Annotated in this window: 13 protein-coding genes; 7 read left to right on the forward strand and 6 right to left on the reverse strand. The window is 67.3% G+C overall.

The genetic code is table 11. From position 1 onward, the window contains the following. Window positions 1-7: 7 nt before the first annotated feature. On the forward strand, window positions 8-1,573 hold the full coding sequence (locus ACQY5G_RS06735) for an amidohydrolase family protein (protein WP_428278191.1): 1,566 nt from the start codon (window positions 8-10) through the stop codon (window positions 1,571-1,573). 6 nt (window positions 1,574-1,579) lie between these two features. Here the strand turns inward: ACQY5G_RS06735 and ACQY5G_RS06740 are convergent, their stop codons facing one another. The 3 genes from ACQY5G_RS06740 to ACQY5G_RS06750 all read right to left on the reverse strand — a co-directional run bounded on the left by ACQY5G_RS06740 (window position 1,580) and on the right by ACQY5G_RS06750 (window position 4,370). After that, window positions 1,580-2,071 (reverse strand): DUF2335 domain-containing protein, encoded by a 492-nt coding sequence (locus ACQY5G_RS06740; RefSeq protein WP_428278193.1) that lies wholly within the window; start codon window positions 2,069-2,071, stop codon window positions 1,580-1,582. Then, the gene (locus ACQY5G_RS06745; RefSeq protein ID WP_428278195.1) at window positions 2,068-2,286 is read right to left on the reverse strand and encodes a hypothetical protein; all 219 of its coding nucleotides are present in this window, start codon (window positions 2,284-2,286) and stop codon (window positions 2,068-2,070) included. The genes ACQY5G_RS06740 and ACQY5G_RS06745 overlap by 4 nt, the downstream gene beginning before the upstream one ends. 137 nt (window positions 2,287-2,423) lie before the next feature. Further along, on the reverse strand, window positions 2,424-4,370 hold the full coding sequence (locus tag ACQY5G_RS06750) for a CocE/NonD family hydrolase (RefSeq protein ID WP_428278197.1): 1,947 nt from the start codon (window positions 4,368-4,370) through the stop codon (window positions 2,424-2,426). 169 nt (window positions 4,371-4,539) lie between these two features. On the opposite strand from ACQY5G_RS06750, the gene ACQY5G_RS06755 reads away from it, so the two are divergent. Further along, on the forward strand, window positions 4,540-6,708 hold the full coding sequence (locus ACQY5G_RS06755; protein ID WP_428278199.1) for a hydantoinase/oxoprolinase family protein: 2,169 nt from the start codon (window positions 4,540-4,542) through the stop codon (window positions 6,706-6,708). A 219-nt stretch (window positions 6,709-6,927) separates the two neighbouring features. Here ACQY5G_RS06755 and ACQY5G_RS06760 read toward each other — a convergent pair whose 3' ends face one another. Then, a complete protein-coding gene (locus tag ACQY5G_RS06760) occupies window positions 6,928-7,872 on the reverse strand; it encodes a hypothetical protein (RefSeq protein ID WP_428278201.1) in 945 nt (314 codons plus the stop codon). Between the two features lie 143 nt (window positions 7,873-8,015). After that, the gene (locus ACQY5G_RS06765) at window positions 8,016-8,519 is read right to left on the reverse strand and encodes a hypothetical protein (protein ID WP_428278203.1); all 504 of its coding nucleotides are present in this window, start codon (window positions 8,517-8,519) and stop codon (window positions 8,016-8,018) included. Window positions 8,520-8,824: 305 nt separating this feature from the next. Here ACQY5G_RS06765 and ACQY5G_RS06770 point away from each other — a divergent pair, with 305 nt between their 5' ends. From ACQY5G_RS06770 to tcmP, 5 genes are all read left to right on the forward strand, one after another. Beyond that, complete coding sequence (locus tag ACQY5G_RS06770) at window positions 8,825-10,258, forward strand: sodium:solute symporter family protein (RefSeq protein ID WP_428278205.1); 1,434 nt, start codon at window positions 8,825-8,827, stop codon at window positions 10,256-10,258. Continuing rightward, window positions 10,245-12,005, forward strand: coding sequence for a hydantoinase B/oxoprolinase family protein (locus tag ACQY5G_RS06775; RefSeq protein ID WP_428278207.1), 1,761 nt, complete (start codon window positions 10,245-10,247; stop codon window positions 12,003-12,005). Before ACQY5G_RS06770 ends, ACQY5G_RS06775 begins: the two co-directional genes overlap by 14 nt. Beyond that, window positions 12,002-13,180, forward strand: a complete 1,179-nt coding sequence (locus tag ACQY5G_RS06780) for an NAD(P)/FAD-dependent oxidoreductase (protein WP_428278209.1) — start codon at window positions 12,002-12,004, stop codon at window positions 13,178-13,180. The genes ACQY5G_RS06775 and ACQY5G_RS06780 overlap by 4 nt, the downstream gene beginning before the upstream one ends. 144 nt (window positions 13,181-13,324) lie before the next feature. Continuing rightward, on the forward strand, window positions 13,325-14,116 hold the full coding sequence (locus ACQY5G_RS06785; protein WP_428278211.1) for a DUF5131 family protein: 792 nt from the start codon (window positions 13,325-13,327) through the stop codon (window positions 14,114-14,116). Between the two features lie 74 nt (window positions 14,117-14,190). Next, window positions 14,191-15,267 carry a three-Cys-motif partner protein TcmP gene (gene tcmP, locus ACQY5G_RS06790; RefSeq protein ID WP_428278213.1) on the forward strand — a complete coding sequence of 359 codons (1,077 nt, stop codon included), beginning with the start codon at window positions 14,191-14,193 and terminating at the stop codon, window positions 15,265-15,267. On the opposite strand, the gene ACQY5G_RS06795 is transcribed toward tcmP, so the two are convergent. After that, complete coding sequence (locus ACQY5G_RS06795; protein ID WP_428278215.1) at window positions 15,264-15,572, reverse strand: DUF1499 domain-containing protein; 309 nt, start codon at window positions 15,570-15,572, stop codon at window positions 15,264-15,266. The two genes, tcmP and ACQY5G_RS06795, sit on opposite strands and share 4 nt — an antisense overlap. Window positions 15,573-15,591: the final 19 nt, after the last annotated feature.

Here is a 15,591-nt window from a genome sequence, read left to right on the forward strand (position 1 = left end):
CGGGACCATGGCCTCACGATCGGTTGTCGCGACGGTCGCCTTTCTCTCCCTCCTGTCCTCGCCGGATCCGGCCGCAGCACAGGAATCCCCCGCAACGCTCGCTATCGTCGGGGCGACGATCATCGACGGACACGGGGGCGCCCCCATCGCCGATGGGACGATCATCATCGACGGCGACCGGATCGCCGCCGTCGGCCCGCGCGCCTCCGTGGCGGTCCCCGATGGCGCCGAAGTGATCGACGGGAGCGGCAAGTTCGTCACGCCGGGGTTCGTGGACACCAACGTCCACATGTCGCTCGCCTTCGGGCGGGGGGCGCGGGTCGAGGAGCACGCGGCGTACTGGCCGTACCACGAGCAGATCATCCTCCAGGGACTCCAGCTGCACCTCAAGCACGGGGTCACGACCGTCCGGGACAGCTACGGCGTCCTGCGTCCCATGCAGCGGGTCAAGAAGAAGATCGACTCCGGGGAGGAGATCGGCCCGCGCACCTATCTCGCCGGCAACATCGTGGGCTGGGGCGGACCCGCCTCGGAGACCTTCGCCGGGCTTCCCGAGTCGGAGATCAGCTTCTTCGCCGAGCAGATGAACGATGAGGTCACGCTCGGAAGCGGCGAAGAGATGATGCACATGACGCCCGACGAGCTAAGGGTCGCGATCAACGCCTACCTCGACCACGGGCCCGACTTCATCAAGTACGGCGCCACGCACCACTTCAACTATCCGGCGGGAATCTCGTTCTCGCCGCGCGCCCAGCGGGTGATCGTCGAGGAGACGCACAAGCGCGGCCTCGTCGCCGAGACGCACGCCACGAGCCTGGAAGGCCTCCGCCTCTCGATCCTCGCGGGCATCGACCTGATCCAGCACCCGGACAACGTCGGGAACCGCACCATCACCGATGAACTCGTCGAGATGATCGTCGAGCGCGACATTGTGTGCTCGATGCTCATCAACCAGTTCACGGGCCCCAGTTGGCAGTTCCACGTCCGCAACATGGAGCGTGCGAGGGAGGAACTCGCCGAGGCCCGGGCCGGTGATCGCCAGCGACGCATCCCCCCGACGACCGCCGAGATCCGCCGCCGTGTTCAGGACACCGGCCTCCCGCAGCCGGGATCCGTGATGGAAGGACGCTGGACGACGAAGCGGACGAACGCGAAGAAGCTCATCGAGGCCGGCTGCATCGTCACGGTCGGCACGGACAACACCTTGTTCGGACGCGGCGGCGTGGCCGCGGACTTTCTGCGCGAAGAGCCCGAGAACATGGAGCACCAGCTGCCCGGCCGGGGCACCATCTTCGCGATCGAGGGGCTGGTCGAACTCGGCATGACGCCGATGGAGGCGATCACGGCGGCCACGAAGAACGGCGCCATCGCGAGCAAGGCGCTCGACGAGTACGGCACCCTCGAGGCGGGGAAGGCGGCGGACGTCCTGGTTCTCGATGCGGATCCGCTCGCCGACATCGCGAACATCCGGCGGCTCTCAACGGTCATCAAGGGCGGCCGGATCGTGGACATCGACGCGCTCCCCACGAACCCGATCGCCCTCGACTGGGCCGCCGGCCCGCCGAATGAGTAGAGTGGGTCAGCCCTCGGTACTACGAGCCTGGTCTGCCGAGTCCGAGTTCTCAGGGTCGGGCTGTTCTGCTTCCGCCGCCGCCGCCGACGGCATAACGGCGGGCCTGTAGCTCATGCGGACGATGAAGACCAGGAGCATCTCGAGGATCACCAGCGTGGCACCGACGACCACCCTTCCCGTAAGGATCGAACCCAGTCCCCCGACGATCAGAAGCACGTCGACGAGTGGTGGCACCACCGCTGAAACCCTGGTGCCGAAAGCGTATGCCTTGCTGTCGCGTTGCTCGATTGCCCGCCGATGTTGCCCCTGTTCGCGGAACTCCTGAACAATAAGGTCACCGGCTCCCGGCACGGCCCGATTGAACTCCCGAAGCGTCTCCGGATCCGGCATTGGACCGGCCCAGAACTCAACAACTTCTTCGTACTTCTTCGGTCCCTGCGCTTCACCACGGTCACGCCGTTCGGGCACATGGCCCCGACCTGGTGACTCAAGGGTCATCCGGTGAACAACTCCGTCTGCTCCGGCTCGTAGTCATGCTTCTTCATGACTCGACGCGTGGCGATGTCCAGGTCGTTGAGGACGACGTGGAAGTCGCGCATGACCACTGCGGCGTCGGGGAGACGCCGCCGCTTGGGGGGAGGATCCTGGAAGTAGGAGAAAGGGAGATACCTGCGAGCCGCGTAGCTGCGAACTGCGCGGACGAGCTTGCTCATGCCAACCTCCCTTCCACCCTTCGTCTGATCCCGTTTTCGAGGCTCTGCCATCTGGTACGCCGGCCTTCGTGGTGTGGGTTCCCATGCCCCTCAAGACTCTAGCCGAACGGCGTAACCGGGGCAACGAATTCTTCGCACTAGAGCATCAGGGGCAGCAGCACGTGCGAGGCGTGGCCGGCCTCGTGGTAGACGGTGTTGTTCGCGATGCGCCACGTGCGGTCGCGGGGATTCCCGGTGTTCCGGTTGATGTCGAAGTTGGGGAAGCTGCTGCTGTAGACATCGACCCGGACGCGGTGTCCCGCCTTGAAGAGGTTCGCCGCCGGTTCCAGCGGGAACTCGAGGCGGTAGACCTCGCCCTGCTCCATGAGCACGGACTGCTCGAACCCGTCACGGTAGCGGGCGCGGAGGATCCCCTCGGAGACCGGGAAGGCGTAGCCGCTCGGGTAGTCCGGGCTCGTCGGATGGACGTCGAGGAGCTTCACGTAGAAGTCGGTGTCCGGCGCGTCGGATGAGATGAAGAGGACCGCCGTGATGTCTCCGGCGATCGTCAGGTCATCGGCGAGCGGATCCGTCTGGAAGACGAGCACGTCCGGGCGGGAGGCGATCGGCATGCCGGGGATCCCGTGGCCGGGCAGCGTCTCCATCTCGATCTGGTCGCGCGGGCCCATCCCCTGGAACCCGAACTCGAGCGCGGGTCCGTAGGCCACGATGCAGCGGCCGTTGCTGGAGACCGAATTGCGCGGGTCGTAGGTGTAGGTCGTCGCTGAGGCGCGCGCGGAAGGCGCCTCGGGGGCGAGCCCTCCTCCCTCGTGCAGGTGGAACTCGGTGGCCCGGGCCGCGGCAGGGGGCCAGCTCTCCTCGTAGCGCCACTCCCCGCCCTGGTTCAGGCGCCCGTTCTCGGCCTTCCGGCCGTCGCCGCCCCCCATGATGAAGTACTTCGCGGGGGGCCACACGTCGGCGCTGTCGTCGTCCTTCAGCCAGCGGTCGAACCAGCGGAGTTCGAGGTTCAGGTAGTCGTCGTAGGTGACGACCCGGGCGCCCTCGGTGCCGAAGTTCACGTCCCCGATCGACGAGGCGAAGTTGTTGTGCGTCCAGGGGCCGATGAGGATGTGCTGGTTCTCCCGCCCCATCCGCACCATCGCCTGGTATCCGTCGCTGATCGTGCGGGGATACCAGTCGAACCAGCCCACGACCCAGAGGATCGGCATGTCCGGGTACGACTCGAAGTGTTCGTCCATGCCCAGCCCCGGCTGCCGCCAGAAGTCGCTGTAGTCGTAGTTGTCGAAGTAGAGCTGGAACGCGGCTTCCTCGTAGGTGGGCGCCAGGCTGAGCGGCGTCTCTCCGCGCCGCCACGGGATGCGCGAGGCCCAGTCGAGGAAGGTCTGCCCGGTCCGCATCTCGTTGATCGCCTCGGTGATCTGCGGGTTCGCCCGCGCCTCGTTCCCGTTCGACGCGACGGACAGGATCCACTGCAGCAGCCCCAGACCCAGGGCGCCGCCGCACTTCATGCTGTACGTGTAGGCGTTCGTCGGCCCCTCGTACGGGATCATCGTCTTGAGGCCGGGCGGGTTCAGCGTCGCGGTCTCGAACTGGATCCACGCCTGGTAGGAGACGCCGTACGTGCCCACCTGGCCGTCGCAGGACGGGTGCCGGGCGACCCATTCGACCGTGTCGTGGCCGTCCTCCGGCTCCTGCACGAAGGGGAAGAAGTCGCCCCCCGAGTTGAAGCGCCCCCGACAGTCCTGGACGACGGAGACGTACCCGTTCCGCGCGAAGAACATCGCGTGCTCGATCGAGATCGGGCGCATCTTGTCGTACGGAGTCCGCGCGAGGACGGCAGGGAGCGGCTCCTCCAGCGGGACGCCGTCCACGGCCGGCAGGTAGAGATCCGTCATGAGTTCGAGGCCGTCCCGCATGGGGACCGGCACGTCCTTCACGATGACGACATCCCCGTCCGCCTCTGCGGAGAGCCCGCGGCTGGCTGCCCCGGCGCTCCCGGCCAGCCGCTCCGGGTCGAACGCGGCGCCGAGTCCGGCCATCCCCGCTCCCGCCAGTCCGGCTCGAACGAACGATCTGCGGTCCATGAGGCCTCCTCCGGTGGGTGCACGAGGGGGTGATCCACGGCGATATCTCCACGATTCCCAACCTACGGACGCCGACCGCAGCGTCCAGACTTGGCAGGCGGCGGCGCACCGGGTCGCGCACCCCGGTGCCTTGTCACGGGAAACGCCCGCGTCGAACGTTGCAGGCGCGATGACGGGCAACCGGTTCCACCTCGGGATAGATGTGGGCGGCACCTTCACGGACGCGGTCCTGATCTGTGAAGAGACGGGGCGCATCGATACGGCGAAGGTCCCTTCCACGCCCGCGGATCCCTCCATCGGCTTCATGGCGGCGGTGGCGCGCGCGCTCGAGGACGGCGCGGTCGATCCCGGCGCCGTCTCCCACCTGGTCCACGGCACGACGGTCGCCACCAACTCCCTCATCGAGGGGAAGACGCCGAAGACGGCCTTCATGACGACCGAGGGCTTCGGCGATATGCTCGAGATCGCCCGCCAGGTCCGGCCCTCCCTCTACGACGTCCACTTCGAAAAGCTCCGCCCGCTCGTGCCGCGCGACCTGTGCTACGAGGTGCCGGAGCGGCTGGATGCGGCGGGCGGTGTCCTCCGGCCCCTCGATGAGGACGCCGTCCGGGAGATCGCCGCGGCGCTGCAGGCGCAGGGGGTCCGGTCCGTCGCCGTGTGTCTCCTGCACGGCTACGCGAACCCGGCGCACGAAGAGCGGGTGGCCGAAGTCCTGAGGGAAGAAGATCCGGAGCTTCTAATCTCCCTCTCATCGAGCGTGTGTCCGGAATTCCGGGAGTACTTCCGGGCGAGCACGTGCGTGATCAACGCCTGCATCGTCCCCGTGGTCGCGCGCTATCTGGCGAGGATCGAGGAGGGGCTGGGTCGGGCCGGTCTCGATGCCGAGCTTCTCGTCATGCAGTCGAACGGCGGGGTGCTGACCGCGGAACAGGCGGCGAGCAAGCCGGTGTTCATGGTCGAGTCGGGTCCGGCGGCCGGCGTGGTCTCCGCGAACTTCATCGCGGGGCGGCTCGGCCACGCGGACCTGATTTCGTTCGACATGGGAGGGACGACGGCGAAGGCGGGTCTCGTGCTCGACGGCCGTCCCCGGGTCACGAAGGAGTACGAGGTCGGCGCGCAGGCGCAGCCGGGGCAGGGGATGACGCGTGCGGCCGGCTACCCGATCCGCACGCCGGTCATCGATCTCGTGGAAGTGGGCGCGGGCGGGGGAAGCCTCGCCTGGGTGGACGCCGGAGGAGGGCTTCGCGTGGGGCCGCGAAGCGCGGGTGCGGACCCGGGACCCATCTGCTACGGGCGAGGGGGAACCGAGCCGACGATCACGGACGCGAACCTCGTACTCGGCCGGCTGAACCCCGACTACTTTCTGGGCGGCGAGATGCCGCTCGACGTGGAGGCGGCCGCGGCGGGGATCCGCGAGCGCTGCGCCGAGCCGCTCGGGCTGGACCCGGTCGAGGCAGCGAACGGGATCATCGAGATCGCGAACGCGACGATGATCAACGCGCTGCGCCTCGTGACCGTGCGCCGGGGCAACGATCCGCGGGAGCTGACCATGGTCGCCTTCGGCGGGGCCGGACCGCTGCACGCGAACCGGCTGTGCATGGAGATGCAGATTCCGACGCTCGTCGTGCCTCCGAGCCCGGGGACGGCGTCCGCCCTCGGCCTCCTCGTCACGGACCTCCGCCACGAGTTCTCGCGCACCCGGGTCATGGCCGCCGATGACGCGAACGTTGCGGGGGCCGGGTTCACCGCGCGGATCCGGGAGCTCTTCGAGGCGATGGAGGGGGAGGGCCGCCGCACGCTCCGGCGCGAAGGCGTGGCCGAGGCGGACATGGAGTTCCGGCGCGGGATCGAGATGCGGTATGCCGGGCAGTCGTCCGAAGTGGCCGTGACGCTGCCGGGTGAAGCGACCGGTGACCGGGCGGGCGGCGGGATGGACGCCGCTAAGCTGGACGCCGCTACGCTGGCCGACGCGGTGCGCCGCTTCCACGCGGAGCACGAGCGGGCCTACGGGCACGGGTACCCCGAAGAGCCGGTCGAACTCGTGAACTTCACGGTCACGGCGATCGGCAAAATCGCGCGCCCGCAGCTCCCGAGGATCGGCTCGAGCGGAAGGGGCATCTCGGACGCCCAACGGGGGACGCGGCGGGTCTTCTTCTCCGACGCCGGCGGTCTTGTCGAGACCCCGATTTACGACCGGGCGCGGCTGTCGGCGGGCCACGTCGTGCCCGGTCCCGCGGTCATCGAGGAGGTGGACTCCACGACGCTCCTCCATGCGGGCTATCGCGCCGAGGTGGACGAGTTCGGCAACCTCCTCGTCTCTCCGGACGGCGCTCCGTGACCGGGTCCTCCCCATCCGCGGGGCGATCCGGCGGGCCACCCACGGAGCGGCGGGCTGCCGACCCGCCGGATCCGGGCCGCATGGATCGGATCGCGCTCCCGCGCCTCAACCCGTGGCTCGCGCTGCTCATCCTCGTGCTCCTGGGCTTCGGCTACATCGCGCTCTGGGGCTGGCTGCTGGCCGGGTAGCAGCCGGTGGTGGTCGTCCGGCGCGGTGCGGTCAGTCTTCGTCCGCGATCGTGAACAGTTGGAGACTGGCCGGAAACATGAGCCACGCCGAGTCGTCCAAGAGGCGGACCCTCCAAGCCTCGCGCCGCGTGGGATCCCGCCACAGCACCGTCGTGCGGGCGTTCGGATCGTAGGGTATGAACGCCCCATCGATCGCCGGCTCTCCGGGCGTAAGCCACACTCCGAGGGAACCGGCCCTCACATCCTTGAATGCGGAGGCGGTTGCGCCGGGGAAGGCCTGCTCCATCACCCGGAGGTCAGCCCGCGCGATCTCGACCAGCCATTCCGGGAGCGGAAGACGCGAGATATCCACGATTCGGGGCGGCTCGTATTCGAGTTGGACGCGCCAGAGGATGATGCGCCTCCCGTCCAGCAGAATGACCTCCCCTCGCCGCCAACCCGAAACCGTCACGGTCCGGTCCAGTCTGTTGACGAAGCTGCTCGGGTTGCCCGAATGGATGGCCAGTTCCTCCGGTATCGGAACGTCGAGCGGGATGTCCAGCGGTCCGTCGCCCGCCGCGTACGCCGTAAGCAGGAAACCGGCTTGGGCGCTGAGACCGACTGGTCCGAGGACGCGGTCGACCCCGAATGTAGCCGCAGATGTGGCTGGCCAAACCCGTGCGATACGAGGTTCGCCGCCTCCTGGCGGGAACCCCGCGATCACGCTACGCGCGCGGTCTCCTGCCCACAAAGTTCCATCGGGAGCAAACTCGACGCGGACCGGAGACTCCAGGATCTCGGGGTCGCCCGGCCCCAGTGGACCCCCAAGGGCTGCGAGGTGCTCTCCTGTCGACCGGAACAATTGGATTCGTCCGGCCAGCCTGTCCGCGATCGCCACCGTGTCGCCGAACAGGTCGAATCCGCTCGCCCTCTCGAGGAACAGTTCCTCGGCTAGTTCGCCGCCGGGCGGCAGCTCCCGTACGAGTTCGGTCGCCACGACGCTACGGCTCGAACCGACGTCGACATTAGGTTCGCCCCCGGGATTTCCTCCTGCGCACGCACTGGCCACCCACGTGGCCGCCGCGGCCAAGAGAAACCGGCGTCCGCGCAGCACCGACACTCTCCCTCGCCGAACGTCACTCAACAATACGACTCACAGTCGTCTGCGGGATTGGGATTCGTAATTGTCACGCCCCCGGAGCAATCGCTTATCATGATTGATATCAGCATCCGTCCGCTCTCCATTTCGTAGTCACACCCGCAGATTCTGCAGGAGACAAGATCTATCGCGCCGAACGATAGGTTGAACGGAACGCAGATCTCAAATGTCAGATGGCCCCTATCGGGGCTCATCCAGGATTGGCTTGAAATGTATGGGGGGCAGCGAAGGGTGACCGCCACCGCGCGCGCGTTCTCTTCGACTTCGACAAGGGCGGCACGGTCGTAGTCGTGATCTACAATCTTTGCGTTTAGGTGCCTGCGCGGCACAATTGGAACCAGCAGCGCCACGGCAAGTCCGACCGCCACGATCCGGCGGAACCTCGATGCACGCGGAGTGGCCCACGGAGCCACGGGTGCCACGAACGCTTTTGCGATTGAGGCGGCGGCGGACACAGCGAAGAGGAAGAGTCTGAGGTAGGACATCGTGCCTCCCGGGTCTGAAGATGTTCATTATCCCGGGACTCGCTCCCGGGACTCGCTCCCGGGACTCGCTCCCGGGACTCGCTCCCGGGACTCGCTCCCGGGACTCGCTCCCGGGACAAGAATCCGTTAACGCTTCATGGAACTGAATGCAAGGGCTTGCCGAGCACTGATGGCGGCCCGCTTCGTGCCGCGGGACAACGGGAAGGAGACCGGCGTACGATCATCGCAGAGCGCCCTCTCAACGTAGAACTCGCGGGCCGACGCGCGGTCGCATCCGCCGCTCCCGGCGCGAAGCCTGCTGAGCCATGACGGAGGGGATGCAGCTCTCGTGGTGGCTCATCGGGGCCTACCTCGCCCTCATGCTGGGGATCGGTGTCTGGTTCCGGCGGCGGGTGCGCTCCGTCGAGGACATGGCGGTGGCCGGGCGCCACTCGGGAGTCTGGCTCATCGCCTTCTCCGTCGCGGCCACCTGGATCAACGGGACCACGCTGATCGGGATATCGGCGCTCGGCGCGGACTTCGGCCTCGACGCGTACTGGAGCGGCGGCTCCTTCATGCTGGGGACGATCTGGATCGCGTACTTCATCATCCCGCGGCTGTGGGAGACCGGCGTCATCACGATCCCGGAACTCTTCGGCCGCTGCTTCGGCCCTCGGCACCGGATCGTCTCGCTCCTTCTCGTCATCCTCCGGGACATGGGGGTGACGGCGGGGACGATCGGGGCGCTGACCCTCGTCACCACGGCGATCCTCGGTATCTCGGTGGCCGAGTCGCTCCTCCTCTGGCTCGGCGTGACGTCGGTCTACGTCTTCCTGGGCGGCATGTGGGCCGTGATGGCCACGGACGCGATCCAGTTCTTCATCATCCTCGCCGGTTCGATCGCGGTGCTCGTGGCGGGGCTGGCCGCGGCTGGAGGGATCGGCGAACTGAGCGCCGGCCTCGATCCGGCGCTGATCGACATCTTCGGGAGGGCGGGCGTCACCCAGGTCCTGGCCTGGATCATCATCGGACTCGCGATCACCGGCGCATACCAGGGGCTCATCCAGCGGGGCTTCGCGGCCCGGAGCGCGGATGTGGCCCGGCGGGGGTTCCTGTACGGCGGGGTCATCGCCTCGATCTGGTACATGACGCCGCCGCTCATCGGGATCGTCGCCCGCACCGTCTACGGACCGGGCCTGGCGGCCGAGGACGCCTTCGTGACGCTCGCCTTCGGGGCGGCGGGGAACGAACTCGCGAGCCTCGTCGTTGTGTGCGTGCTCGCGGCGAGCATGTCGACGCTCTCCAGCACGATCAACACGATCGCCTCCAACTTCACGCTCGACCTGTACGCGCGGTTCATCGCGCCCACGGCGAGCGCCGTCCGGCAACTGTGGGTGTACCGCCTGAACGTCCTCCTCGTGGGGGTGCTCGCGGCCGTCCTCTACCTTGCGCTGCCGCTTCTCATCGAACTGTTCTGGATCGGAGGGCGGATCATGGGGGCCTCCGTGGCCCCCGCGCTGATCGGGATCGTCCTCTTCCCCTCGCTCCGGCGGGCGCCGCGGACGGTGATGGCCGCGATGCTCATTGGCGCGGCCGTGCAGGCGGTGTGGCAGACGTTCGGGGCGATCCGCGAGGTGGGGGCCGTCGTCATCATCTGGGAACTGGATCCGATCCTCGTCGGGCTGCCGCTCACGATCCTGATTCTGTGGGTCGGGGCGCGTCTCGAAACTCGAACCGGGGGCCCCAATGCCGCAGCCTGAGAGCCGCACGGGGGGCGCCGTGGATCCGGTCCTGTTCGAGGTGATCCGGAACGCGCTCGTAGAGGCGACGGAGGAGATGTCGGTCACGCTCCAGCGCACCGCCTATTCGACGAACATCAAGACGCGGCTCGACTATTCGTGCGCCTTCGTGGACGCGGACGGGCGGATGATCGCGCAGGCGTTCTGCCAGCCCGCGCACCTCGTGACGATCGGGCGGCTGGTCCCGCGCGCGGTGGCCGAGTACGAGGCGGAGCACGGGGAGGGGACGCTGGGTCCGGGGGACGGGCTGCTGGTCAACGATCCGCACCGGCAGGCGAGCCACCTCAACGACGTTTTTCTCATCGCCCCGTTCTTCCACGAGGGCGCGCTCGTGGGATATGTGGCCAACTGCTGTCACCACGTGGATGTGGGAGGCGGGGCGCCGGCGAGCATCGGGGCGTTCCGCGAGATCTACCAGGAGGGGATCATCCTCCCCGTCGTGAAGCTCTTCGACCGTGGCCACCTGGTGGACGATGTCCTGAAGCTCATGCTCGCCAACGTGCGCGCAAAGAAGGAGGTGGCGGGCGACCTGCGCGCGCAGCACGCGGCGAACGAGATCGGGCTGCGGCGGCTCTCCGCGCTGTGGGAACGCTACGGCACGGCGACGCTGGGCTCCTACATGGAGCGGATGATCGGGTACAGCGAGCAGCGGCTGCGGGCGGAGTTGGCGGAGCTTCCGCGGGGAGAGTTCGCGGCGGAGGGGTGTCTCGACGACGACGGGATCACAGGCGAGCCCGTCCGCCTGAAGGTCCGGATCCGGTTCGACGGCGCGACGGCGCGCTTCGACTTCACGGGGACCGACCCGCAGCGCGCGGCACCGATGAACTGCAACCTGACGCAGTGCTTCACCGCCTGCGTCTACGTGCTGAAGTGCCTCGTCGATCCGGACATCCCGCTGAACGAGGGGTTCTACCGTCCGATCGAGGTCGTCGCGCCGGAAGGGTCGGCGGTGAACGTGAAGCCGCCCGCCGGGGTCGTCGGCGGGTGGGAAGTCGCGATGCGGCTGTGCGACATCATGTTCCGGGCGCTGGCGGATCCCATGCCGGAACGCGTTCCCGCGGGAACGAAGGGGATGATCTGCCACGTGGGGTTCGGGGGCGAGGATCCGGCGACCGGGGAGTACTACTGTTTCCTGGAGACGCTCGCGGGCGGCTATGGCGGGCGGCACGACGCCGACGGCCCGGACGCGGTCCAGACCCATATCCAGAACACGCAGAACGCGCCGATCGAGGAGACCGAACTCAACTATCCGGTTCGGATCCACGAATACAGTCTCGTTCCCGATTCCGAGGGGGCGGGCCGGCAGCGGGGTGGCCTCGCGCTCTGCCGCGAGTACGAGTTCGTGGGTCACGAGCCCACGTTCACGACGCTGGCGGACCGGGCGCGGTTCCCGGCCCACGGCCTGCACGGCGGCGACGACGGGAAGGTTGCGAGCTACGGGCTGATCTCGGGCGGCGAGGCGCGGGACTTGGGCTCGAAGGCGACGGTACAGTTGGCGACGGGCGACCGGGTGCGGATCGAGACGGCGGGCGGTGGCGGGTTCGGGCCGGCGCACGAACGGGATCCGGAGGACGTGCTCCGGGACGCGCGGGAAGGCAAGATCTCGCGGGCCCGGGCCCGGGAAGCCTACGGCGTGGCCATCAAACCGGGGGAGTGGGCGGTCGACCTCGCGGAGACGAGGAGGCTCCGCCGATCACCGGGACGATGACTGCGGCAGCGAAGACCGCCGATGCCGTCGTCATCGGGGGCGGGATCATGGGGGCCAGCGCCGCGCACTTCCTCGCCAAGAGGGGGTTCGGGCGCGTCGTTCTGCTCGAGAAGGGACGGCTGGCGGGCGTGAGCACGGGACATTCCGCCGCGATCGTCCGCACGTACTATTCGAACCCGATCACGCTCGAACTCGCGAAGCGGGCTCTTCACATGTTCGAGAACGACCGGGACCTGCTCGGCGGCGACTGCGGGTTCCGGCCCATCGGCTTCCTGCTCCTCATCGGCGAGCGCCTGCGCGCCGCCGGGGAGCACATCCTCGAGTCGGAGCAGCGGCACGGGCTCCAGGTCGCACGCCTCGCCGCCGAGGAAGTAGCCGAACTGGCGCCGCCGCTCTCGCTGGACGGTGTCTCGTACGGGATCCTCGAGCCGCGCTCGGGTTACGCCGATCCCACGCGCACGACGGAGAACCTGGTAGCGGCCGCGCGCCCGTGGGGACTCGAGCCCCGCGCCGGCGTCGCGGCCACGGGCATCCGCCTGCATGGAAATCAAGCAGTGGCCGTGGAGACCGAAGACGGGACGATCTCGACGAATGTCGTCGTGAACGCGGCGGGCCCCTGGGCGGGGCAGGTCGGCTCCTGGCTCGGCCTGAAGTACTCGCTGCGCTGGAGCCGCGAGAGCGATCTGTTCGTGGAGAAGCCGGCCGACTTCGACGAACTCCCGGTCGTCTCCGATCCGGGTCTGCGCGTCTACCTGAGACCCTTCGGCGAAGATCGAATCATCGCCGGACTTGGGGCGCCCAAGGATATCGAGCCGGTGGACCCCGACGACTGCGACCCGGGTCTCGATCCGGAGATGCGCGAACGCATCGAGCGCCCGCTGTTCGAGCGAATCCCGGCTCTCTCCCGCGCCCGGCACCTGGGCGGCTACGCCTCGCTCTACACGATCACGGACGACTGGCACCCGATCGTAGGACCGGCGTCCGGTCTCGACGGCTACTACGCCTTCTTCGGCGGCAGCGGCCACGGCTTCAAGCTCGGCCCCCCGATCGGCGAGGCGCTCACCGACGTCATCTGCGGCGAGACCCCCGAGATCGACCTCACACCGTTCCGCCCCGGCCGCTTCATCGACGGGGAGCCGCTCACATCGGCCTGGGGCGAGGGAAACCGCGGCTGACTTGTTGATTCGTGGTTGAAGTGCACTCGTATGTTGATTGCCAGCGCATGGTTTAGACCCTCACGCGAGGGTTGCGATGCGGATGAGTTCGGTTTTTATTCGGTATCGTGAATCCAGAGATTCGCTTTCAGAGGAACGCCACGCATGGGTGAACAAACAGCCATCGAGTGGACCGACGCTACGTGGAATCCGGTTACCGGATGCACGAAGGTAAGCGCCGGCTGCGACAACTGTTACGCGGCAGCGTTCGCCCGTCGCCGACTCAGGCATACCTATCTGCGGCGTCGGCCCGCCGTCGAAACGGAGGAGAACGCAGAAGATCCGTTTGCCGTGAGGCTGTGGCCCGAACGTCTCGGGCAACCCGAACGCTGGTCCCAGCCACGGATGATCTTCGTGAACTCCATGTCCGACCTGTTCCACAAGGACATCCCGCAGGAGTTCGTGCGGAGGATCTTCGAAGTCATGCTGACCTGCGACCGCCACATCTATCAGGTGCTGACCAAGAGACCGGCGCGGGCGGCCGCCTTCTGGGCCACACACTGCGACGAGTTGGGGCACACCGAGATCCCATCCCACATCTGGCTGGGCACTTCGATCGAAAACCAGAGAGTCGCCTACCGGCGCTCCCACCTGATTCGAGTGCCCGCCGCAGTACGCTTCCTTTCGTGCGAGCCGCTACTGGGCCCCTTGAGACTCGATCTCGAGGGCATCCACTGGGTCATCGTCGGAGGCGAGAGCGGACCGAATCATCGACCCATGGCATCGAGTTGGACGCGCACGATCCGCGAGCAGTGTCAGCGGGAGTCCGTGCCCTTCTTCTTCAAGCAATGGGGAGGCTTCACGCCCAAGGCCGGCGGTCGACTCCTTGACGGACGCGAGTGGAGCGAGTTCCCCTCGGTCATGACTCCGGCACCGGCTGCCGCTTCCGTCGGCTGATGTCGGCGCCACGCGAGACAGTCTGGGAGCTCAAACCGCACTCACTCGGCAAGCACCTTGTTCTGAAAGAATACTTGAAGGCGTGGCTCCCGATCCTGGGTCAGACGCAGGGGAGAATCCTCTTCCTCGACGGCTTCGCGGGGCCAGGCGAGTACAGGGGAGGTGAGCAGGGGTCGCCTGTCATCGCCCTGAACGCGTTTCGTGAGCATTCGGCGAGGAAGATGATAACTGCCGAGGTCCGGTTCGTGTTCATCGAGAAACACGAAGATCGAGCGCGACACCTCGAACGACTCCTTCAACCCCTCGCCTTGGAACTCCCTCCGAGATCCGTCGAAGTCGTCCGTGGTGCTTTCGACGAGACGTTGGCAAAGGAGCTCGACGCCCTGACCGACGCCGGTCTGACGCTCGCTCCATGCTTTGCGATGGTCGATCCCTTAGGGGTCTCCGACACACCGATGGAGGTTATCGCCCGGATCCTGGCTCACCCAAAGAGCGAGATCTACATCTCCGTCATGTACGAGCACATCAACCGGTTCCGGGGCAGCAGCGAGTTCTCTGATCCGCTGGACTCACTTTACGGCTGTGATGACTGGAGAGCGTACGTCGATCTTGATGATGGCCGTGAGCGTCGCCGCAGCCTGTTCGAGCTATACAAGCGTCAACTCCGACAGGCGGGCGCGGAGCACGTGGTCCACTTCGATCTCTACGATCGGGGGCAGCACAGGTACAGCATTTTCCATGCAAGTCGCCACCCGAGGGCGTCGAACGAGATGAAGGCTGCTATCTGGAGTGTCGATCCGGGCGGTGGCTTCGCCTTCCACGGAGGGCAAACGGAACAACTCGCCCTCGGTGTTGAGCCGAACTTCAGGCCTTTGCAGGACGCCCTGAGGCGTGAGTTTCGCGGGGACCGCTGGGTCACGATTGAGGAAGTCGAGGCGTTCGTCATGTCCGACAAGACGGACTACCATCGATCGCAACTCCGCACGCACGCACTGATTCCGATGGAGCACAGAGGCGACCTCCACGTCAAACGATCCGAACGGGAAGGGCGAGAAGCGCAGGGTACGTTGCCTGGCCTGTTTGATCGCGAACGGGCGCCCCACCGCAAGAGGCCCACCTATCCCGCCGGAACGGAACTCCGGATCTCCTAAGCGTCGCCACTCGGTGTGACGCACTGCACGCCCCGTCCCGTCGGTTGGGATTCCCCGGAGTTGAGCTCTTCGAGCTGCCTGCGCACGCGCTCCACCCTCCGCCGGTTGACGCCGAAATCGAAGAGACCGACGCGCGACGTCGACGTGACGTGGGCGACGCCCTCCGACGGACACCATCGGAACTCCAGGTCGTCGCGGAACCCGAGCCGGGTTCGGCAGACCGCGTGCAGGTGCTCGTCCGTCGCCGTGACAATGTGGGTACGTGGCATGGCGGCGACGATTTCCCGGAGGTGGCGAAGGAGCATGACCGGGTCTCCCGAGGTG

The sequence above is a fragment of the Candidatus Palauibacter sp. genome (assembly GCF_965261555.1).
GTDB lineage: Bacteria > Gemmatimonadota > Gemmatimonadetes > Palauibacterales > Palauibacteraceae > Palauibacter.